The following is a 21,090-nucleotide window of genomic DNA, read 5'->3' on the forward strand; positions in this document are numbered from 1 at the left end:
TCATGCAACTCACCCTCTGGACCTACGAAGGACCGCCACACGTCGGCGCCATGCGCGTGGCCACTGCGATGAAGGACGTGCACTACGTGCTGCATGCGCCGCAGGGTGACACCTATGCGGACTTGCTGTTCACCATGATCGAGCGTCTGCCCCGCCGGCCGCCGGTGACCTACACGACCTTCCAGGCGCGTGACCTCGGTGGCGACACGGCGGAGCTGTTCAAGACCGCGGCGCGCGATGCTTACGAGCGCTTCCAGCCCAAGGCGATGATGGTTGGCGCCTCCTGCACGGCCGAGCTGATCCAGGACGATCCCGGTGGCCTCGCGCGGGCATTGAACCTGCCGATCCCGGTCGTCGCGCTAGAGTTGCCGTCATACCAGCGCAAGGAGAACTGGGGCGCCTCGGAAACCTTCTACCAGATGGTCCGCGCGCTGGCCGGTCCCTACGTGCTGCCACCCGGCAAGACCCACACGCACCGCCCCGCCAACCGGCCACCGTGCTGCAACATCCTCGGCCCGACCGCACTGGGCTTCCGGCATCGCGACGATGTGCACGAGATCTACGGCCTGCTGACGCAACTCGGCATCGACGTCCATGTGATCGCGCCGTTGGAAGCGTCACCGGACGACCTCATGCGACTCGGCGAGGCGGACTTCAACGTCGTGCTGTATCCGGAGATCGCAAACCTCACAGCGCAATGGCTGCAGCGCAACTTCGACCAGCCCTTCACGAAGACCATCCCGATCGGTGCCGGTGCGACGCGCGACTTCATCGCGGAAGTGGCCGAACTGGCCGGCATCGATCCGGCGCAGGCGCTCGCCGATGCGACTTCGCGCTCGCCCTGGTATGCACGCTCGGTCGACTCGACCTACCTCACCGGCAAGCGCGTCTTCATCTTCGGCGACGCGACGCATGCCATCGCGGCGGCGAGGGTCGCGTCGACCGAGCTCGGCTTCACGGTGGTCGGCCTCGGCACCTATAGCCGCGAATTCGCGCGCGACCTGCGCGAGGCAGCGTTGCTCTACGGCGTGGTGCCGCTGATCAGCGACGACTACCTGGAGATCGAAGCGGCCATCGCCGATGCGCAACCGGAACTCGTGCTCGGCACGCAGATGGAACGCCACATCGCCAAGCGGCTGGGCATACCGTGCGCGGTGATCTCCGCGCCGGTGCATGTGCAGGACTACCCGGCGCGTTATTCGCCGCAGATGGGCTTCGAGGGTGCCAACGTGCTGTTCGACACCTGGGTGCATCCGCTGATGATGGGCCTGGAGGAACACCTGATCGGCATGTTCCGCGGCGATTCCGAATTCCATGCGGATGCGGCGCCGTCGCATCTGGGCGGCGCGGTGACGCCGAGGGTTGCCGAGGTCGAGGCTGGAATTACCGCGGTCCAGACAGTGCTGGGCCGGCTGGCGCCAGAGGCATCGCACGAGGTGCCTGCCTCACATGCCGTCACGGCGGCAGCCTGGGCAACGGAGGCAGAGAAGGAGCTTCACAAGATCCCCTTCTTCGTGCGCGGCAAGGCGCGCCGCAACACCGAGCGATATGCCATCGACCATGGCGTGCGCCTGATCACCATCGAGACGCTCTATGACGCCAAGGCCCATTTCAGTCATTGAGCGCGACGCCCGGCAACACGCCGTGCGCGTGGTGGTCGTGACCATGGACAGCCATTCGGCCAGCGCCACCGAGCGCGCCTGGCGCACGCTCGCGAAGACGCTGCCCGGCCTGCGCCTAGACGTGCATGCGGCCGCCGAATGGGGCGACGACCCGGAGGCGCTGGCGCGTTGCCGCGCCGACATCGCACAAGGCGACATCGTGATCGCGACGATGCTGTTCATGGAAGATCACTTCCTGCCGGTGCTGCCCGCCTTGCAGGCCCGCCGCGAGACTTGCGACGCGATGGTCTGCGCCATGTCCGCCGCTGAAGTGACCAAGCTCACCCGAATGGGCAAGTTCGACATGTCGGCGCCGACCACCGGGCCGCTGGCCTTTCTCAAGCGCCTGCGCGGCAAGCCCGCGGCGGATGCCGACCCCGCGACGCGCACCAGCGCCGGCGCGCGCCAGATGAAGACCCTGCGCCGGCTGCCGAAGATCCTGCGCTTCATCCCCGGCACCGCGCAGGACGTGCGGGCCTATTTCCTCACGCTGCAGTACTGGCTGGCCGGGTCGGAAGACAACATCGCGCACATGGTCCACTTTCTCGTGGACCGTTATGCGGACGGCCCACGCCGCGCGCTGCGCGGCATCGCGAAGACGCACGAACCGGTCGAATACCCCGAGGTCGGCGTCTACCACCCGCGCATGCGCCGCCGCATGGCCGACACGGTCGATGCGCTGCCGCGCGTGGCACTGACCGGGCAGCGCGGCACCGTGGGCTTGTTGCTGATGCGCTCGTACCTGCTGGCCGGCAACTGCGACCACTACAACGGCGTCATCACTGCGCTGGAAGCGCGCGGCATGCGCGTGATTCCGGCCTTCGCGACCGGCCTCGATGCACGGCCTGCGATCAACAAGTTCTTCCAACGCGACGGGCGGCCAACCATTGACGCACTGGTGTCGCTCGCCGGCTTCTCGCTGGTCGGCGGGCCGGCCTACAACGATGCGAAGGCGGCCGAGGACATCCTCGCGAAGCTCGATGTGCCATACCTCTCGGTGACGCCGGTGGAGTTCCAGTCGCTGGACCAATGGGGCGCCTCGCCGCGCGGCCTGCTGCCGGTCGAGGCGACCATGATGGTCGCGATACCCGAACTCGATGGCGCCACCGGCTCGATGGTGTTCGGCGGGCGCGGCAGCGCGAGCCATATCGCCTGCACCGGCTGCGCACACGCTTGCACCTTCGAGAACAAGACCGGCGTGCACGACATGCACAGCTGCATCGAGCGCGCCGACACGCTGGCGGCGCGCGTCGGCAAGCTGGTCGACCTGCGAAGGTCCGAGCGTGCCGAACGCAAGGTGGCGGCCGTCATCTTCAACTTCCCGCCGAACGCGGGCAACACGGGCACCGCTGCCTTTCTTTCGGTGTTCGAGTCGCTGTTCAACACGATGAAGGCGATGCGGGCTGCCGGCTACAAGATCGAGCTGCCGGCCAGCGTCGACGAGTTGCGCGAGCGCGTGATCCGCGGCAATGCGGAGCGCTATGGCGCGATGGCCAATGTGCACACGCGCATCAGCGCCGATGACCATGTGCGGCGCGAGAAATACCTGAAGGAGATCGAAGGCCAATGGGGCCCCGCGCCCGGCAAGCAGCAGAGCGACGGCGGCAGCATCCATGTGCTCGGCGAGCGCTTCGGCAACCTGTTCGTCGGCATCCAGCCGGCCTTCGGGTACGAAGGCGATCCGATGCGCCTGCTGTTCGAGAAAGGCTTCGCGCCGACGCATGCGTTCTCGGCCTTCTACCGGTGGCTGCGCGAAGACTTCAATGCAAACGCGGTACTGCACTTCGGCACGCATGGGGCGCTGGAGTTCATGCCGGGCAAGCAGAACGGCATGTCGTCGTGTTGCTGGCCGGACCGGCTCATCGGCGACCTGCCGAACTTCTACCTCTATGCGTCGAATAACCCCTCGGAAGGCACGATCGCCAAGCGGCGTGCGGCGGCGACGTTGATCAGCTACCTCACGCCGCCGGTGGCGCAGGCCGGGCTCTACAAGAACCTGGTCGAGTTGAAGGAGATGCTCGGGCGCTATCGCGGGCTGGAGTCGACCACGCAGGATGAAGGCATCGAGCTGGCCGCGATGATCCAGGCGCAAGCTGCGGCGTTGGATCTCGCCGTCGTCGAGCCCTTGTGGCAAGACGATGCGCCCGCGCAGATCGCCGCGCTCAACGACGCGGTGCTCGAACTCGAATACACGCTGATCCCCTGCGGGCTGCATGTGGTCGGCGAGGCGCCGAGTGCGGCGGAACGGGCCGACCTGTTGATGTCGCTCGCGGAGGCTTCGCACGGCATGCGCCCGCCGCGTGCGATGGTCGAGGCCCTGGTGGCGGGCGCCTCGCCGGAAGAGGCCATGTTGCGCCACGCGGATGTGTCCAACGATACGCTGAAGTTGCTGCGCGAACTCGCCGCGCTGGACCCATTGCTCTCGAAGGACCATGAACTCAAAGGCATCCTGCACGCGCTCGATGGCAAGTTCATGCGCCCCGCGCCCGGCGGCGACTTGCTGCGCACGCCGGCGATCCTGCCGACGGGCCGCAACCTGCACGGCTTCGATCCCTTCCTCATCCCCAGCGCCTATGCCGTGAAGGACGGCGCGCGGCAGGCTCAACGCCTGCTCGACAAGCACATGACCGACGGCCACCCGCTGCCCGAATCGATCGCGATCGTGCTGTGGGGCACGGACAACCTCAAGAGCGAAGGCGGCCCCATCGGGCAGGCGCTGGCACTGATCGGCGCCAGGCCGCGCTTCGATGGCTACGGCCGCCTGGCCGGCGCGGAGCTGATGCCGCTGCAGGAACTCGGACGCCCGCGCATCGACGTGATCATCACGCTGTCAGGCATCTTCCGCGACCTGCTGCCCCTGCAGATCAAGCTGCTGGCCGAAGCCGCCTTCCTGGCCGCGAGCGCCGACGAAGCACCCGAACAGAACTTCATCCGCAAGCACGCCCTCGCCTGGCAGGCCGAGCATGGCGGCGACCTGGAGACCGCCTCGCTGCGCGTCTTCGGCAATGCCGAGGGCGCCTATGGCGCGAACGTCAACAGCCTCATCGACAACAGCCGCTGGGACGATGGCGACGAGATCGCCGAGACCTACAGCCGTCGCAAGGGCTTCGCCTATGGCCGCGCCGGACGGCCGATGCAGCACACACAACTATTGCAAAGCGTGTTGAAGGGCGTCGAACTCGCGTACCAGAACCTCGACTCGGTAGAACTCGGCGTGACGACCATCGACACCTACTTCGACACGCTGGGCGGCATCAGCCGCGCGATCAAGCGGGCCAAGGGACCGGATGCCGGGATGGCGCCCGTCTACATCGGCGACCAGACGCAGGATGGCGGCAGCGGCACCGTGCGCACGCTCAGCGAACAGGTCGCGCTGGAAACGCGCACGCGCATGCTGAACCCCAAGTGGTACGAAGGCATGCTGAAGCACGGCTACGAAGGCGTGCGGCAGATCGAGGCGCATGTGACCAACACGATGGGCTGGTCGGCGACCACGAGCCAGGTGCAGCCGTGGGTCTACCAGCAGTTGAGCGAGACCTTCGTGCTGGACCCGGAGATGCGCGAGCGGCTGTCGAAGCTCAACCCGACGGCGTCGGCCCGCGTTGCGAGCCGCTTGCTGGAGGCATCGGATCGCCATTTCTGGAAGCCGGACGCGACCATGCTGGAAGCACTGCGGCGCGCCGGCGAGGAGTTGGAAGACCGGCTCGAAGGTGTCTACGAAGGAGCGCCAGCATGAGCCGCCGGGCCGCTCCCAAGGCATCGCCGCAGCGCGCAGCGCGGATCTCCCAATGACTCGCCTGGCCGCTTCCATTCCGAATACCGCAGCGTGCTGCGTGGAGGTTTTTCCATGAGCACAGTCACAGTTCCCTTCCCCGACATCAAGCGCCCCGGCCCCCGCCCGGTTAACGGCCGCGTCGACGGCGAAGGCAGTGTGCAGGTGCAACTCGACCCCGAGCTCAAGATCGGCAATGCCAAGGTCTTCGCGATCTACGGCAAGGGCGGCATCGGCAAGAGCACCACGTCCAGCAACCTTTCCGTCGCGTTCTCCAAACTGGGCAAGCGCGTGCTGCAGATCGGCTGCGACCCCAAGCACGACTCGACCTTCACGCTCACCAAGAAGCTGATGCCGACCGTCATTGACGTGCTGGAGACCGTCGACTTCCACCCCGAGGAGTTGCGCATCGAGGACTTCGTCTTCCCCGGCTACAACGGCGTGATGTGTGTCGAAGCGGGCGGCCCGCCGGCAGGCACGGGCTGCGGCGGCTACGTCGTCGGCCAGACCGTGAAGCTGCTGAAGGAACATCACCTGCTCGAAGAGACCGATGTGGTGATCTTCGACGTGCTCGGCGACGTGGTCTGCGGTGGTTTCGCCGCCCCACTGCAACACGCGGACCGCGCGCTGATCGTCACCGCGAACGACTTCGATTCGATCTTCGCGATGAACCGCATCGTGCAGGCAATCGGCGCCAAGGCCAAGAACTACAACGTGCGCCTGGGCGGCGTGATCGCCAATCGGAGCAAGGAGACTGACCAGATCGATCGCTTCAATGCGCAGATCGGCCTCAAGCTGATGGCGCACTTCCCCGACCTCGACGTGATCCGTCGCAGCCGGCTGAAGAAGTCGACGCTGTTCGAGATGGAGTATTCGCCCGAGCTGGAAGCGGTGCAGAACGAGTACATGCGGCTGGCCGCCGCGCTCTGGCTCGGCAGCGAGCCGCTGCACGCGGTGGCGATGAAGGACCGCGACATCTTCGACCTCTTGGGCTTCGACTGAAGTGAGCAACCCATAGCGCAAGAAAGGAGAGCTGACATGGCACAGGCTTCCTACATCGAACGACGCAGCCAGATCGAAACGTACTTCGATCGCACGGCCTCGCAAGCCTGGGCGCGCCTCACCTCGGATGCACCGGTCGGCCGCATCCGTGCCAGCGTGCGCGCAGGCCGCGAGCGGATGCGCGGGACACTTCTGTCGTGGCTGCCCAGGGACCTCTCCGGCTCGCGCCTGCTCGACGCCGGCTGCGGTACTGGCGCCCTCGCGGTGGAGGCCGCACGGCGCGGCGCCGACGTGGTTGCCATCGACCTGTCGCCCACGCTGGTGCACCTGGCCCGCGAGCGCTTGCCCGCCGGCTTGCGCGTCGACTACCGCGCCGGCGACATGCTCGACCCTGCCCTGGGCCGCTTCGACTTCATCGTCGGCATGGACTCGCTGATCCACTACCGCACCGACGACGCAGTGCGCGTGCTGTCCGGTCTCGCCCAACGCGCGAACCAGTCGATCCTGTTCACCTTTGCGCCGAGCAGCCCGGCGCTCATCGTGTTTCGTGCGGTGGGCCGGCTGTTTCCGCGTGACAACCGCGCCCCCTGGATCGAACCCGTCGCGGAGAAACAGTTGCACCGCCTCCTCGCGCGAGACGCCCTGCTCGGCACCTGGCACCGCGGTCGCACCCAGCGCATCGCCAGCGGCTTCTACACCTCGCAGGCACTGGAGTTGCAGAAGAAATGAACACCGTCGCACGCCTCAACGACAGCCTGGCCCGCAAGTGGGCCCTGGTGGCCGTTCGCTTCCTGCCCTTCGCCGACGTGGCGACGAAGGAACTGCCGCTCGGCAGGCTGCTTCGCTTGTCGCTGTTCCAGGTCTCGGTCGGCATGGCGCTGGCCCTGCTCAACGGCACGCTGAACCGCGTGATGATCGTCGAGCTCAACGTGCCGGCCTGGCTGGTGTCGACGATGGTCGGGTTGCCGCTGGTGTTCGCGCCCTTCCGCGCGCTGGTGGGCTTCCGCTCCGACAACCACCGCTCCGCGCTCGGCTGGAAGCGCGTGCCCTACATCTGGATGGGCACGCTGCTGCAGTTCGGCGGGCTGGCGATCATGCCTTTCGCGTTGATCGTGCTGTCGGGTGACACCAACGGGCCGGTGCTCTACGGACAGATCGGCGCGGCGTTGGCCTTCCTGTTGGTGGGCGCGGGCCTGCACACCACGCAGACGGCCGGGCTCGCGCTGGCAACCGACCTGGCCACGCCGGAGAACCGGCCACGCGTGGTCGCGCTGTTCTACGTGATGCTGCTGCTCGGCACGATGATCAGCGCGCTGGGCTTCGGTGCGTTGCTGCAGGACTTCAAGCAGATCAAGTTGATCCAGGTGGTCCAGGGTGCAGCGCTGATCACGATGGTGTTGAACCTCATCGCGTTGTGGAAGCAGGAGGCGCGCAATCCGCAACCGGGCGGTCGGCCCGCCGGAGAAAAGCGGCCGAGCTTCCGCGAATCGTGGAACACCTTCATCGGGGGCGGACGCTCGGCGCGTCTGCTGGTCGCTGTCGGCCTCGGCAGCGCCGGCTTCAGCATGCAGGACGTGCTGCTCGAACCGTACGGCGGCGAGGTCATGCACATGGCCGTGTCGTCGACGACCACGCTGACGGCCATCATCGCCTTCGGTGCGCTGGCCGCCTTCGTGCTGGCGGCGCGCTGGTTCCATCACGGCGGCGACGCGCACCGGCTCGCGGCCATCGGCGCGATGCTGGGCATCGTCGCCTTCGCGGGAGTGATCTTTGCCGAGCCGCTGGGGTCGAAGGTGGTCTTTCAACTCGGCACGGCGATGATCGGCTTTGGCGGCGGACTCTTCTCGGTCGCTACGCTCATCGCGGCCATGCAGGTCGATGCCGGCGTGAAGAACGGGCTCGCATTGGGCGCATGGGGCGCGGTGCAGGCATCCGCCGCCGGGCTGGCGATTGCAATGGGCGGCGCGCTGCGCGACGGCGTCTCCTTCATGGCCATGCACGGCACGCTGGGGCCGGCAGTCAGCGGCCCGACCATCGGCTACAGCTTCGTCTACTACCTCGAGATCGTGCTGCTGTTCGGCACCTTGATGGCCATCGGCCCGCTGGTGCGCAAGCCTCGCGGCGAGCGCGGCCAGCGCGCGCATCGGCCGTCCAGCGGCAAGTTCGGCCTCGCAGACTTTCCGGGCTAGTCGCCAGATCCTGACGACACTGCCCCCGCATCACCTCACCGGAGAAGCAGCATGGGAAACGGCGCCATCACCAGCTATATCGACGTGGCGCAGATTGCGCTGTACATCTTCTGGGCCTTCTTCGCGGGGCTCATCTACTACCTGCACCGCGAGAACAAGCGCGAGGGCTATCCGCTGGAGAACGACCGCTCGGGCCAGGTCAACGTGCAGGGCTTTCCTGGTGTGCCGGACCCCAAGACCTTCCTGCTGCGCGATGGGCGCACCGTGAGCGTGCCGAACGCGCTGCGAGAGGAGTACGAGCTGGCCGCCGAGCCTGGCGGCGCATGGATGGGCTCGCCGCTGGAGCCCACGGGCAATCCGATGCTGGACGGCATCGGCCCGGGTGCATGGTCGATGCGCGCGGACATCCCGGACACGACCGCCGAGGGCGCGCCACGCATCGTGCCCCTGCGCGCCGCGCCTGGCTTCGGCTCGTCGAGCAAGGACCCGAACCCGATCGGTCTACCCGTCATCGGCGCCGACGGCGTGACCGGCGGCACGGTGGTGGACCTGTGGGTGGACCAGGCCGAGATGCTGTTCCGCTATCTCGAAGTGGAGACAGTCGGCGAGATCGGACCGCGCCGCGTACTGCTGCCGATCAACTTCGCGAAGATCGACAGCCAGCGCGTCCGGGTCCGCGCCATCCTCGGCGGGCAGTTCGGCCTCGCGCCCAATACACGCAACCCGGACCAGGTCACGCTGCTGGAAGAAGACCGCATCGTCGCCTACTACGGCGGCGGCACGCTGTACGCGACGCCGCAACGCCAGGAGCCGTTGCTGTGACCACCGTGCGCCCCGGCGACGACCATGACTTCGAGCCGGTGTTCGGCCTGCCCGAGCACCTGCCGCGCAGCGAACGCATGCTGTGGCAAGGCTCGCCCGACTGGAAGCGCATGACGCTCAGCGCGATGCACATTCGCGGACTGGGCGTCTACTTCGCGGTGCTGATCCTCTGGCGCGGCGCCAATGTGATGTCGAGCGGCGGGTCTGTCACCGACGCGCTGGTGTCGATGCTGTGGCTCATGCCGCTGGCCGCGCTGGCGCTGGCCACGATCGGCGTGCTGGGTTGGCTCAGCGCGCGCACAGCCGTCTACACCATCACCGATCACCGTGTGGTGATGCGCGTGGGCATTGTCCTGACCATCACCTACAACCTGCCCTTCAGCGCCATCGACGCGGCCTCGCTGCATGCGGATGCCCATGGCGCCGGCGACATCGCACTCGCACTGCATGGCAGCGACCGCATCGCCTTCGTGCATCTTTGGCCGCATGTGCGGCCTTGGCGGGTGGCGCGCACCGAGCCGATGCTGCGCGCGCTGCCCAATGCGCGCGGTGTGGCCACGCTTCTTGGCGCGGCGTTGGCGGGGTCCGCAGGCATGGCCCTACCCGCGGCCGTGCGGTCCGCCACGCAACCAGCAGTGCCGGCCCATGAAAACAACCCGGCGCCAGGCGCGCTGGCCACCTGAGGCGACACGCCGTGAACGCGAACGCAATTCCGGGCACAAGCGCCAGCGCGAAAACATCGGCAAGCCCCCGAGACGCCGTTCCTCGCGGCATGCTCGCCGCGCTCGGCGCCGTGGTCGTCTCCACGGTGATCGGCGTGAGCTTCGTTCGTCTCACCGGCATCGGCGTGGTGCACGTACCTGACGCCGCCCCGGTCAGCGTGCGCGAGTTCCGCTTCGAGGACCAGTCGAACGGCGGCATCCTCGTGCGCGACGCGCGCACCGGCAACGTCGTCCACACCGTCGCCCCTGAGACGAATGGCTTCCTGCGCGGCACCATGCGTGGCCTGGCGCGTGAACGCCATCGCCGCGGCATCGGCCCGGAGACGCCCTTCCGCATGATCGGCCGCGCCGACGGCAAGCTCACGCTCGAAGACCCGACCACCGGCCGCCGCGTCGACCTCGGCTCGTTCGGCCCAACCAACGCGGCCGTGTTCGCCGACCTCATGGTCGAGCAACCCGCCACGCGCTAGACCCAGCGCACCCAACGCGACTTCACCGCAGCGAGGCCCCCATGGCAACGATGGCACAGACAGCACCCAACACCTCGACCGTCACGGCCTTGCAGGACACGATGCTCACACCGCGCTTCTACACGACCGACTTTGCGGCCATGGACCGCATCGACGTCGACGCGATCCGCCCGCAATGGGACGCACTGATGGCCGAGTTCAAGGTCGACAACAACACCGACCACTTCCAGCGCCCGGCCGACATGGCGCGCGACTATTCGACGAACCTGCCCGCCCCGCTCTACAAGGAGTTCTCCGACTTCCTCATCAGCTCGATCACCTCCGAGTTCTCCGGCTGCGTGCTCTATGCCGAGATCCGCAAGCGCGTGACCAACCCCGACATGAAGGAGCTCTTCGGCTACATGGCGCGCGACGAGAGCCGGCATGCGGGCTTCATCAACCAGTGGCTGAAGGACTTCGGCATCGGCGTGGACCTGGGCTTCCTGGCACGGGCCAAGAAGTACACCTACTTCAAGCCCAAGTTCATCTTCTACGCGACCTATCTGTCCGAGAAGATCGGCTACGCGCGCTACATCGCGATCTACCGGCAGGTGGAGCGGCATCCCGAGTTGTGCTTTCATCCGATCTTCAAATGGTTCGAGCGCTGGTGCAACGACGAGTTCAGGCACGGCGAGGCCTTCGCGCTCTTGCTGCGCGCCAACCCGCACCTGCTCAAGGGCGTCAACAAGCTCTGGATCCGCTTCTTCGTGCTGGCCGTGTTCGCCACCATGTACGTGCGCGACCACCAGCGGCCCGAGATGCATGCGGCGATGGGCCTGGACCCGACGGCCTACGACTTCACCGTGTTCCGCATCACGTCGGACATCACGCGCCAGGTGTTCCCGCTGACGCTAGACCTCGATGCGCCGGCCTTCCGCGCTGGCCTTGAAAAGCTGCGCCACATCTCGGTCGCCAGCGAGGCCGCGAAGGCGCAAGGCGGCGTCGGCGGCACCTTGAAGCGCGCAGGGCTGGGCGCCATGGCCGCCCTCACCTTCGCGCGTCTCTACCTGCTGCGCGCCAAACCGAACACCCTGCCCGTCGACGCCCGCATGGCGCCCATCTGGTAGCCCGCAGCGCCAACCATGTCGCAATACCTGCTGCCGATCCTCTACACACTCTTCGTGTGGTGGTTCAGCACGGGCGTGATCCTCTATCTGAACGGCTTGCCGCGCTGGACCTACAGGTGGACGATGGGCGGTGCCACGCTTTTGCTGGCGCTGGCCTTGCTCGGCCTGCACGTGACGCGCAACGACACGCGCATCAGCGGCTCCTACCTGTCCTTCACCTTTGCGCTGGTCGTGTGGGCCTGGCAGGAGGTGGCCTTCCTGCTCGGCTTCGTCACCGGCCCGCGCCGCACCGATTGCCCGCCCGGCGCCCTGCGCTGGCGCCGCGCCGGCTTCGCCTTGCAAGCCTTGCTGCACCACGAGTTCGCGCTCCTTGCGCTGGGCGCGGCGGTGCTGGCGCTGACCTGGGATGGCACCAACCCGACCGGCCTTTTCACCTTCGCGATCCTGTGGGTCATGCGGCAGAGCGCCAAGCTCAACATCTTCCTCGGCGTGCGCAATCTCAACGAGGGCTTCCTGCCGGCGCACCTGAAGTACCTGCAGACCTACTTCCGGCGGGCGCCGATGAACTCGCTGTTTCCCATCTCGGTGGCCGTGTCGACCTGGCTCGCCGTGCTGGTCTGGCAAGGCGCGCTGGCCGAGGGGGTGGGGGCCTTCGATGCCACTGCGCTGACCTTCGCGGGAACGCTGCTGTCGCTGGCGATCCTGGAGCACTGGTTCATGGTGCTGCCGCTGCCGTCGGAGCGGCTGTGGAACTGGGGATTGCGCTCTCGCTCCCTGGATCGCGAAGGTCCGGCGCCCAAACGTTCATGAGCCCCAGGGCCGGGCTGGGCCCGACCTACTCGCCAAGGGGGCTCAAGTCGACTTGGCAAGGCCACGTCGACTTGAGCCCCCCAGCCCGGGCCGCACCCAAGCGTTTGCAACGCTGGCGGCAGACCCCGATCCGTGCCAAAGTGTGTTCCCGCGACCCGCGCCCCAACCTGCCAGGAGCCCCGACGTGAGCCTTCGCTCAGGCGATCTACCCGACCTTGCCGCCCTCGCGGCCTGGGCGCCCGAGCTTGCCAAGGCCTTCGTGTCGCTGTCGGGCGACATCGCGCTCGTCGTCGACAAGTCCGGCGTCATCCAGAACGTCGCGCAGGGCATCACCGACCCGATCACGCCGCTGGCCAACGACTGGGTCGGCCGCCTCTGGGCCGACACCGTCAGCGGCGACACCCGCGCCAAGATCGAGCATCTGTTGCAAGAGGTGAACAGCACCGGCATCGCGCGCCGCCGCGAGGTCAACCATCCGTTGCAGCAAGGTGGCAACGTCCCGGTGTCCTATTCCGCGATCCGCTTCGGCCTGGACGGCCCCGTGCTCGCCACCGGCCGCGACCTGCGCACCATCGCTGCGATCCAGCAGCGTTTCCTCGATTCGCAGCAGGAGATGGAGCGCGGCTACTGGCGCGCGCGCCAGGCCGAGACGCGCTACCGCCTGCTGTTCCAGGTGGCCACCGATGCGGTGCTGGTGGTCGATGGCCACACGCTGCGCATCCTCGAGGCCAACCAGGCCGCATCGCAGATGTTCGACATCGCCGCCGAACAGATGGTCGACCGGCCCGCAATCTTCGGCTTCGAGGAACGCTCGCGTGCCGGCGTCGAGGAATTGCTGGTCACAGCCCGCGCCTCCGGCGAAAGCGGTGAGATCCGCGCCCGCCTGCTCGGCAAGGTCGCCCTGACCAGCGTGGCCGCGACCCCCTTCCGCGCCGACGACACGATGCGCCTGCTGGTGCGCGTGCGCGCGGTCGACAGCAGCGACATCCTGCCCTCGCTGAACAACTCGCTGGCGCGCCTGGTCGACGACAGCAGCGATGGCGTGGTGGTCACCGATTCGAGCGGTCGCGTGCTGATGGCCAACCCGGCCTTCCTGAAGCTGGTGCGCCTCAATGAAGAATCGCAGGTTCGCGGTCGGCCGATCATGGACTGGCTTGGCATGCCCGAGCGGCCGCTGGCCACGCTGCTGCCGCAGGTGCGCCGCGACGGCCTGGCGCGCCGCATTCCGTCATGGATCAAGGTCGCGCATACGCCGGTCGCCAGGATCGAGATTTCTGCCGCCCTGCTCACCGAAGGCGACCAGGAATGCATCGGCTTCACGATCCATCGCCTGCAGGACAGCGACGACGAGCGCTCGCCCTACGAGCTGAACCTGGCCATCCAGCAACTCACCGCGCGGCTCGGCCTGTCGCCGCTGGACGAACTGATGGTCGAGGCCGACGCGGTGGCGGAGCGGCATTTCGTGCTGGCCGCACTGGCCCGCGCGCACAACGACGTGGCCGAAGCCGCGCGAATCCTGGGGATCACAACGGACAGCCTGGCGGCGCTGCAAAAGGGCGACGACCGGGGCGCGCAGCCACCGCGAGACAGCTAGTGCAGACAAGCCCCGCCTTCGGACAGGCCGACCTGACCAACTGCGAGCGCGAGCTGATCCACCTCGCGGGATCGGTGCAGCCGCACGGCCTGCTGCTGGTGCTGCAGGAGCCCGCGCTGACCGTGCTCCAGGCCAGCGCCAACGTCGAGCAGCTGCTCGGCATCACGGCACGGGCGTTGCTGTCGCAACCCGTGCAACGACTCGGCGGCGACATCGAGCGCGGCGTGCGCCGCATGGCCGCGCAAGGCCGCCTTGCCGAACCCGAGGCGCTGCGCTGCCGCGTCGAAGTGCGCGGCAGGGCGTGCGAGTTCGAAGGCAGCCTGCACCGCATCCACGGTGACGTGTTGCTGGTCGAGATCGAGCCGGTGAATCCTGCCGGCGGCATCGAAACGGTTGACCTGCCCAGCGGCCAGTTGCTTGCGCTGGTGGGCGAATCGGTGAAGCGGATCAGCACGGCCTCGAGCATCGGCACGCTGGCCGATGCCTTGGTCAAAGGCTGCCGCGACATGCTCGGCTACGACCGCGTGATGGTCTACAAGTTCGACCCGGACGGCCACGGCAAGATCATTGCCGAGTCGCGCGACCCGCGGCTCGAATCGCTGCTGGGCCACCACTATCCGGCCAGCGACATCCCGCAGCGCGCACGCGAGCTTTATCTGCGCACGCGCCTTCGCGTGCTGGCCGATGTGCACTACGAAGCCTCACCTCTTGTGCCGCAACGCCTGCCCCATACGGGCGAAGAACTCGACATGTCGCTGTGCTACCTGCGCAGCATGTCGCCGCTGCACCTGCAGTACCTGAAGAACATGGGCGTGACCGCGACGCTGGTGGTGTCGCTCGTGCGCGAAGGCCGGCTGTGGGGCCTCATCGCCTGCCATCACTACACCGCGCGCAACCTGCGCTTCGCAGTGCGAGCCGCGACCGACCTGCTGGCCGAGGTCGTGTCCACGCGCATCGCCGCGATCGAGAACTATGCCTATGCGCAGGTCGCGATCCAGGTGCGCCGGCTGGAGCAGCGGCTGGTGGAGGCCACGTCGACCGAAGGCGACTGGCGACTGGCCTTGTTCCGCAACCCGCGCACGCTGCTGCAACCGCTGGACGCCACCGGCGCCGCGCTGTTCCACGAAGGCGAGATCCTGACCGCCGGCGAAACTGCGACCACCGCGGAGCTGCGCGAACTGATGCGATGGATCGATGCGCAGCCGAACGACGGCCTGTTCAGTTGCGCCTCCGTGGAGCGCGCCAACCCCGACCTGGAATCGCTCACGCCCAGCACCAGCGGCGTGGTGGCCGTCAAGCTGTCCGCGACGCAGCCCGACTACCTCATGTGGTTCCGCAAGGAGCAACTGTTGACAGTGACCTGGGCCGGCGACCCGTCGAAGCCGGTGGTGGACAACGACCCGCTGAAGCTGTCGCCACGCCGCTCCTTCGCGGCCTGGTCGGAGATCGTGCGCGGCACCGCCCTGCCCTGGTCGGCCACCGAACTGGCCCTGGCGCGTGCCTTCGGTGCGGCGCTCATCGACATCGTCGTGCAGGTCAACGCCGTGCGGCTCCTGATCGCCGAGCACCAGTTGGCGCAGATACGCACCACGGTGTCGAATTCGAACGAGCCGGTGCTGATCGCCGATGCGAAAGGCCGCGCGCTCTTTGCCAACCGTTGCTTCCTTCAACTCATCCAGCGCGCCGACGATGAAGCCAAGCCGCTCGGCGATGCGGCGGACCTGTTCATGCAGCCCGAGCGCATGCGCAAGATCCTCTGCGACCTCACGGAAGACCGCCACCCGTGGCGCGGCGAAGTCTCTCTCGACTTGGGCGCTGGCCAGAGCCTGCCCGCGGCGCTGCGCGCCGAGCCGGTACCGGCACGCGATGGCTCGGTGCTCGGCTTCTTCCTGATCTTCACCGACCTGAGCGACAGCCGCCGCGCCGCCGAAGCGCGACGCCGCCTGGAGCAATCGCTTTCGCAGGTGGTGCAGGACCAGTCGGCATCGCGCACGACCGAGGCCGGCGTCGCCGAGCCAGGCGACGTGATCGGCGCGATCCTGTCGAATGCCAGCCTTGCGGCCATGGACATCGCCGACGGGAACATGGGCGCGACCGTGGTGCCCTTGCTGGAAGAACTCGAGGCGTCGACGCGACGTGCGACGGAGCTTTACAGCAGGGTCAAGGCGTTCAGCAGTTGATGGGGATTTGGCGCGGCGCGTGCAGAGATCGCTCGCGGATTGCTGGAAGCGGCCATCTGCAGATACTGACGAAGATCATTGGTACGACCGCTTGGGACGAGAGCGGTCGTACGTCGTCGCATATTCAACCGTGGCCTGGCTGGCCTTTCCGGACGATCAATGCAGTTTCACACGCGCTTCAGTTTGACGAAGATGAGTCGCGTCAGCGTCTGGAGGCTAACTCTCGACAGGCCATGCAGCGTCAGTTCGTGATTTTTATGAAGGGACAGATGCGTCAAGCAAGCGATCCCAGCCGCAAGCCAAAGGTTCGGCCCCCTGACTCCGCCCATGCATTGGGCTTATGCGGGCGCGGGGAACTGAGGCGCAGGTCATCAAACGTCGACGTCGAGCAAGCGCACGTACTGCTGTCCACCGTGCATGTCACGTTCCTCGGCGCCACCTTGCGGACGCTGCCGCGGATAGGAGATCTTGAGGACCAGAAGATCGGCCACTGGGAAGCGCTTCACCAGCAGCGGATCCACACCATAGAGTGCCGCGATGGACTGCGCCTGAAGTGCCTCCGAGTCGACATAGCGGTCATAGCTGGCCTTGTCGCCGAAGGAAATATCCACGGTGATCCAGAAGGGGCCCGCGTTCTTGGACCGGACGTGCCGGCAGGCTTCGCTCAGCTTAGGCATGGGCCACCTCCGTCTGTCCCGCACAGACGACGACGGTCCTCACCAGTTCGACCGGGCTGTCAACGCTCACGACGTGATTGAGCTTGAATTCGAACACTTGGCCGCGCTCGATTTCCGCCGGTGAGAACGGAAAGGCATAGCTCGGCAGCGGCGTGTCGGGGTTCAGCGGAAGATGGAAAAAGTAGGGGTTGCAGGTCTTGGCAATCTGTGTAGCCAGGTCCTGCGTGGACGCCGTCGCCACAAAGAGCAATCCGATCTCGCGCGGCGTCGGAGTAAGGGCCCCGATGACAGTGCCGCTCACTGCATTCCATCCGTAAGCGCGCAGAGAGATGGCGAACTCGCCGACTTGCTCGCCCATCATGTTGTTGACACGCTGCACGAGAAATTCATGCATCTGTGCCACGAAGCGCTCGATCTCTGCCAGGACGGCGCGATCCTGGATGCCCACCAGCATCAAGGTCTGAAAGGGACCACCCGCGGCGCCCTCCAGCTTCATCGTATAAGGCTTCTGAATGAAACGAGAACCGGTGACACGGACCACGCGCTCGTCGACTGCTTCGTAGCGCGCTTCGGTGACGTCCAGTACCCCCCCCGGCTCGATGAGCAGAAACGGATCGCTGTTTTCATACAGCATGTGGGCTGACACCGTGCGTGGCGTGCAGCAAGCCGCAGCACCAAGCGGCTCGACCTCGAACGCGTCCTGGCCGATGCGGATCATGACGCCGCCTTCGCGCGCGTGCGTCGTGCAGAGGCCGCCACATTCGGCGATCTTTCCGGCATGCCAAGCCGGGCCGGCGCCCGCGCCGCGTAGCAAGGGTACCGCGGCGAGCACGGCGGTATCCGTTGTGCGGCCCCCCAGGACGATGTCCGCGCCGGCTTCTACCGCCGCCATGTAGGGTTCCGGCCCCATCAATGCGACGACGTGGTCGCACCGCTCGAAGGCAGCCGGGTCCACCGAGGTCATCGGAGCCAGCGGTGTCACGCGGCCTTCGGTGGCACGTTGAGCCAGCAAGGACCTGTCTTGTTCCGAGTAGAGCAGAGCGATGCGTGGCGTGAGGCCGTGCTCGCGCGCGATCTCCAGTGCGATGTCGCGGGTCCAGTCCAGCGCTGCATCGCAACCGGAAGTGCCGCAGGAGCCGATCAACAGGGGGATGCCGGTTGACGCCTGTGCGCGCATGAGGATCGTCAGATCCGTTTTGACAGCGGCACGCGAATACTTGGGCTTGCCGGTGGCCAGGTAAGCCGGGCCGCTGTCGGTCGAGCCGGCGTCGCAGGCGATGGCGTGCGCGCCAGCTGCGATGCCCGCTGCCACGTCGCTTTCCCGGACGCCAGCGCCAAGCGCGCCAGTCGGCACCAGAACGTTAATAGTGTCTGCCAGTCGTTCAGTCATAAAGATTTGCTCCGGTCGAGGTTCAGCGGCCACCAAGCCGCTCAAGGATGACGGCGCGTACACGTTCGATGTGCAATTGCATGGCTTGGCGTGCCGCCTCGCCGTCGCCGGAGATCAAGGCGTCGATGATGGCGATGTGCTCGTCGCATACCGCAACACGACGCGACGCTGTGCGTCCGAACCTGACCATTGCGAGGCGCTTGCGCAGGTCTTCGATCATCTGCTGCAGCACCGGATTGGCCGAGGCGGCGGCGATCAACAGGTGCAGGTCGCGATCGGTTTCAACAAATGCTGGCGGCAGTGGCTGTCCTTCGGGTAGGTCGCGCAGTTCCGTGATGCGCCTGCGCAGGGATTGAAGGAGCTCTTTCTCGATGTGGCCAGCGGCCAAGCGGGCAGCCTCGCCTTCGAGCACCTTGCGCACGGCCAGGATATGCATGAACTCTTCGATGGGAAGCGGCCGCACGACGAGCACGCCGGAACGCTGGCGTTCGAGAAATCGTTCGCCTTCCAGACGGCGGGTGGCCTCCCGCAGCGGCGTTCGTGAAACGCCCAATCGGGTGGCGATCTGTCGTTCTGTCACCACTTCATTCGGCGCAAGTTCGCCGCTCACCAGCATGGCCATCACGGCCTGATAAGCCATCTCAGACAGCGGCTGGGCGGCGCCTTCGTCCGGCGCGCTTTCGGCATCAATCGACTTCATGGAAAACCTTATCAAAGGACATCATGGGCCGAAGTCTACCATTAACATTCCGCTTGCGTCCACATGGTATACCACTTGCACTCCATGTGGATTTTATGCATACTCCGCTTCAACGGGGCGCTTTTGCCCCTTTCGCCAATGAAAGGAAAGAGACAGCAATGACCGACGACTACACCGGGGCCGCCAACTGGGTTGCCAAGGATTTGGAAGATCCGCACGAATGGATCATTCAGCTCAGCGATGCCCAGATCGCCGCGATCGATGGCGCGCTGCGCGCCGCCAGGGCGGCGGGCGCTGGCCTGCCGACGCTGACCCAGCAGAACTTCCCGCTCGAGGGCTTTGACGCGCTGGTGAAGGAAGTGCACGAGCGACTGGAGAACGGCAGGGGCATCATCGTGCTGCGCGGGTTACCGGCCGCTCGATACAGCAAGGATGAACTGCGCTTGATCTACTGGGGCCTGGGGCTGTATCTGGGCACTGCGGTGTCTCAGAGCAGCAAGGGCGACTTCCTTGGGGACGTCAAGGACTTCGGGGCTGACACGTTCAGCTCTACTGGACGCGGCTACATGTCCAAGCAGCACCTGGGCTTTCACACCGATACCGCCGATGTGGTGGCGCTGATCGTGATGCGCACTGCCAAGGCAGGCGGCCTGAGCAAGATCTCCAGTTCGGTCGCCATCCGCAATGAAATCGCCCGCACGCGTCCCGACCTGCTTGAATTGCTCTACAAGCCCTTCTACTGGAGCTGGAAGGGGCAGGAGGCGCCGGGCGAAAAGGGCTACTACCAGCAGCCGGTCTACTCCGAGCACGAAGGCAAGTTCTCCAGCCGAGACATCCGCACGCACATCTATCAGGCGCATCAGGACTTCGCGGACGAACTGCCTCCGCTGTCCGAAAAGCAAAAGGAAGCTCTCGAACTCATCGGGCAGCTCGCCGATGAGCCACGCTTCCACTTGAGCATGATGTTCGAACCGGGCGACATTCAACTGCTCAACAACCATGTCACGCTGCATTCGCGGACGGAGTTTGAGGACTGGCCTGAGGAAGACCGCAAGCGACACCTGTTGCGCATGTGGCTGTCGATGCCCAACACCCGCACGCTGAGCCCGCTCATGTCGGCTATCTATCTCGACCAGCGCGGGGGCGCAGTGCGCGGCGGGTTTCCGTCTCGCGACGGCAAGCGCAGCTTCGAGACCGTGAAGGCACAAGACTAAGATGCCCGACACTGAACCCGTCGCCCTCGCACTTGCGGAGCACCTGAACTCGCTTCGCCTGGAAGATTTCTCGAGCCGGGCCGTTGAGACAGCGTCTGTCGCAATCACGGACACAGTAGGTTGCGCACTGGCTGGCGCCACCGAGCCTTGCACGACGCTCCTTTTCGGTACGGCGATCAACGACGAGCCCGCAGGAAAGTCGACGCTGTGGGGATCCAAGGCGAGAGCATCGATGCTCGATGCCGCGATGTTCAACGGCACAGCGGCTCACGCCATCGACTTTGACGACATGGCTGAAGCGATGGGAGGGCATCCTTCGGTACCGGTCTTGCCTGTTGCGATTGCGCTGGGGGAACAACTGGATTCGACCGGCGCCGAGGTGTTGGAAGCCTACGTTGTCGGCTTCGAAGCGGAGTGCCGGCTTGGCCGCGTCGTTCACCCTCACCACTACGAGCGAGGATGGCATCCGACGGCGACGTTGGGCACGTTCGGTGCCTGCGCCGCCGGGGCGCGACTTCTCCAGCTGGACACGGACAAGACGGCAATCGCTTTCGGCCTTTGCGCCTCCATGGCCAGCGGGGTGAAGGCCAACTTTGGGACGATGACGAAGCCCTTTCACGTCGGGATGGCTGCGCGCAATGGTCTGATGTGGTTGGCGACAATTAGCTTGGCCGGTCGACGACAACTATCTTGGCCGGTTTTGTACCGGTGCCGGGCCGGTCCGGGAGGCGGGTTTAACGTGAGCCGATCGTCATTCATCGAAGGTTCGCGTTTTGCCCGG

Annotated in this window: 17 protein-coding genes; 14 read left to right on the plus strand and 3 right to left on the minus strand. The window is 66.3% G+C overall.

Annotation, left to right across the window (positions count from 1 at the left end):
• The first annotated feature begins 2 nt into the window (after window positions 1-2).
• The 12 genes from bchB (at window position 3) to WKW82_RS19470 (ending at window position 16,328) form a co-directional block, all read left to right on the plus strand.
• Window positions 3-1,622, plus strand: a complete 1,620-nt coding sequence (gene bchB / locus WKW82_RS19415) for a ferredoxin:protochlorophyllide reductase (ATP-dependent) subunit B (RefSeq protein ID WP_340343954.1) — start codon at window positions 3-5, stop codon at window positions 1,620-1,622.
• On the plus strand, window positions 1,594-5,397 hold the full coding sequence (locus WKW82_RS19420; RefSeq protein WP_340343955.1) for a magnesium chelatase subunit H: 3,804 nt from the start codon (window positions 1,594-1,596) through the stop codon (window positions 5,395-5,397). Before bchB ends, WKW82_RS19420 begins: the two co-directional genes overlap by 29 nt.
• A gap of 111 nt (window positions 5,398-5,508) precedes the next feature.
• Window positions 5,509-6,435 carry a ferredoxin:protochlorophyllide reductase (ATP-dependent) iron-sulfur ATP-binding protein gene (gene bchL, locus WKW82_RS19425; RefSeq protein ID WP_340343956.1) on the plus strand — a complete coding sequence of 309 codons (927 nt, stop codon included), beginning with the start codon at window positions 5,509-5,511 and terminating at the stop codon, window positions 6,433-6,435.
• A gap of 36 nt (window positions 6,436-6,471) precedes the next feature.
• Complete coding sequence (bchM, locus tag WKW82_RS19430) at window positions 6,472-7,164, plus strand: magnesium protoporphyrin IX methyltransferase (RefSeq protein ID WP_340343957.1); 693 nt, start codon at window positions 6,472-6,474, stop codon at window positions 7,162-7,164.
• Window positions 7,161-8,624, plus strand: a complete 1,464-nt coding sequence (locus WKW82_RS19435) for a BCD family MFS transporter (RefSeq protein WP_340343958.1) — start codon at window positions 7,161-7,163, stop codon at window positions 8,622-8,624. Before bchM ends, WKW82_RS19435 begins: the two co-directional genes overlap by 4 nt.
• Before the next feature lie 51 nt (window positions 8,625-8,675).
• Window positions 8,676-9,446 carry a photosynthetic reaction center subunit H gene (gene puhA, locus WKW82_RS19440; RefSeq protein ID WP_340343959.1) on the plus strand — a complete coding sequence of 257 codons (771 nt, stop codon included), beginning with the start codon at window positions 8,676-8,678 and terminating at the stop codon, window positions 9,444-9,446.
• Window positions 9,443-10,129: a photosynthetic complex putative assembly protein PuhB gene (gene puhB, locus WKW82_RS19445; RefSeq protein ID WP_340343960.1), complete on the plus strand. Its 687-nt coding sequence runs from the start codon at window positions 9,443-9,445 to the stop codon at window positions 10,127-10,129. The genes puhA and puhB overlap by 4 nt, the downstream gene beginning before the upstream one ends.
• Window positions 10,130-10,218: 89 nt before the next feature.
• Complete coding sequence (gene puhC, locus WKW82_RS19450) at window positions 10,219-10,638, plus strand: photosynthetic complex assembly protein PuhC (protein WP_340343961.1); 420 nt, start codon at window positions 10,219-10,221, stop codon at window positions 10,636-10,638.
• A gap of 41 nt (window positions 10,639-10,679) precedes the next feature.
• Window positions 10,680-11,744: a magnesium-protoporphyrin IX monomethyl ester (oxidative) cyclase gene (gene acsF, locus WKW82_RS19455; protein WP_340343962.1), complete on the plus strand. Its 1,065-nt coding sequence runs from the start codon at window positions 10,680-10,682 to the stop codon at window positions 11,742-11,744.
• Window positions 11,745-11,759: 15 nt separating this feature from the next.
• A complete protein-coding gene (gene puhE / locus WKW82_RS19460; RefSeq protein WP_340343963.1) occupies window positions 11,760-12,554 on the plus strand; it encodes a putative photosynthetic complex assembly protein PuhE in 795 nt (264 codons plus the stop codon).
• Between the two features lie 184 nt (window positions 12,555-12,738).
• Window positions 12,739-14,148 carry a transcriptional regulator PpsR gene (ppsR, locus tag WKW82_RS19465; RefSeq protein ID WP_340343964.1) on the plus strand — a complete coding sequence of 470 codons (1,410 nt, stop codon included), beginning with the start codon at window positions 12,739-12,741 and terminating at the stop codon, window positions 14,146-14,148.
• Window positions 14,148-16,328, plus strand: a complete 2,181-nt coding sequence (locus WKW82_RS19470; protein ID WP_340343965.1) for a GAF domain-containing protein — start codon at window positions 14,148-14,150, stop codon at window positions 16,326-16,328. Before ppsR ends, WKW82_RS19470 begins: the two co-directional genes overlap by 1 nt.
• Window positions 16,329-16,699: 371 nt before the next feature.
• Here WKW82_RS19470 and WKW82_RS19475 read toward each other — a convergent pair whose 3' ends face one another.
• The 3 genes from WKW82_RS19475 to WKW82_RS19485 are packed head-to-tail and all read right to left on the minus strand — an operon-like array spanning window position 16,700 to window position 19,095.
• On the minus strand, window positions 16,700-17,005 hold the full coding sequence (locus tag WKW82_RS19475; protein ID WP_340343966.1) for a DUF4387 domain-containing protein: 306 nt from the start codon (window positions 17,003-17,005) through the stop codon (window positions 16,700-16,702).
• Window positions 16,998-18,395 (minus strand): acyclic terpene utilization AtuA family protein, encoded by a 1,398-nt coding sequence (locus WKW82_RS19480; protein ID WP_340343967.1) that lies wholly within the window; start codon window positions 18,393-18,395, stop codon window positions 16,998-17,000. The genes WKW82_RS19475 and WKW82_RS19480 overlap by 8 nt, the downstream gene beginning before the upstream one ends.
• A gap of 22 nt (window positions 18,396-18,417) precedes the next feature.
• The gene (locus WKW82_RS19485; RefSeq protein WP_340343968.1) at window positions 18,418-19,095 is read right to left on the minus strand and encodes a GntR family transcriptional regulator; all 678 of its coding nucleotides are present in this window, start codon (window positions 19,093-19,095) and stop codon (window positions 18,418-18,420) included.
• Between the two features lie 53 nt (window positions 19,096-19,148).
• Here WKW82_RS19485 and WKW82_RS19490 point away from each other — a divergent pair, with 53 nt between their 5' ends.
• Window positions 19,149-20,309 (plus strand): TauD/TfdA family dioxygenase, encoded by a 1,161-nt coding sequence (locus WKW82_RS19490; RefSeq protein ID WP_340343969.1) that lies wholly within the window; start codon window positions 19,149-19,151, stop codon window positions 20,307-20,309.
• Between the two features lies 1 nt (window position 20,310).
• Window positions 20,311-21,090, plus strand: a 780-nt coding sequence (locus WKW82_RS19495; protein ID WP_340343970.1) for an MmgE/PrpD family protein, incomplete at its 3' end; no start/stop codon positions are given.

Source organism: Variovorax rhizosphaerae (genome assembly GCF_037889975.1).
In the GTDB taxonomy this organism is placed as follows: Bacteria; Pseudomonadota; Gammaproteobacteria; order Burkholderiales; family Burkholderiaceae_C; genus Variovorax; species Variovorax rhizosphaerae.

What these genes read in the sequence shown, in the direction of transcription:
- bchB (WP_340343954.1), top strand. Translation starts at nt 3, where the DNA reads ATGCAACTCACCCTCTGGACCTACGAAGGACCGCCACACGTCGGCGCC.
- WKW82_RS19420 (WP_340343955.1), top strand. Translation starts at nt 1,594, where the DNA reads ATGACGCCAAGGCCCATTTCAGTCATTGAGCGCGACGCCCGGCAACAC.
- bchL (WP_340343956.1), top strand. Translation starts at nt 5,509, where the DNA reads ATGAGCACAGTCACAGTTCCCTTCCCCGACATCAAGCGCCCCGGCCCC.
- bchM (WP_340343957.1), top strand. Translation starts at nt 6,472, where the DNA reads ATGGCACAGGCTTCCTACATCGAACGACGCAGCCAGATCGAAACGTAC.
- WKW82_RS19435 (WP_340343958.1), top strand. Translation starts at nt 7,161, where the DNA reads ATGAACACCGTCGCACGCCTCAACGACAGCCTGGCCCGCAAGTGGGCC.
- puhA (WP_340343959.1), top strand. Translation starts at nt 8,676, where the DNA reads ATGGGAAACGGCGCCATCACCAGCTATATCGACGTGGCGCAGATTGCG.
- puhC (WP_340343961.1), top strand. Translation starts at nt 10,219, where the DNA reads ATGCTCGCCGCGCTCGGCGCCGTGGTCGTCTCCACGGTGATCGGCGTG.
- acsF (WP_340343962.1), top strand. Translation starts at nt 10,680, where the DNA reads ATGGCAACGATGGCACAGACAGCACCCAACACCTCGACCGTCACGGCC.
- puhE (WP_340343963.1), top strand. Translation starts at nt 11,760, where the DNA reads ATGTCGCAATACCTGCTGCCGATCCTCTACACACTCTTCGTGTGGTGG.
- WKW82_RS19475 (WP_340343966.1), bottom strand. Translation starts at nt 17,005, where the DNA reads ATGCCTAAGCTGAGCGAAGCCTGCCGGCACGTCCGGTCCAAGAACGCG.
- WKW82_RS19480 (WP_340343967.1), bottom strand. Translation starts at nt 18,395, where the DNA reads ATGACTGAACGACTGGCAGACACTATTAACGTTCTGGTGCCGACTGGC.
- WKW82_RS19485 (WP_340343968.1), bottom strand. Translation starts at nt 19,095, where the DNA reads ATGAAGTCGATTGATGCCGAAAGCGCGCCGGACGAAGGCGCCGCCCAG.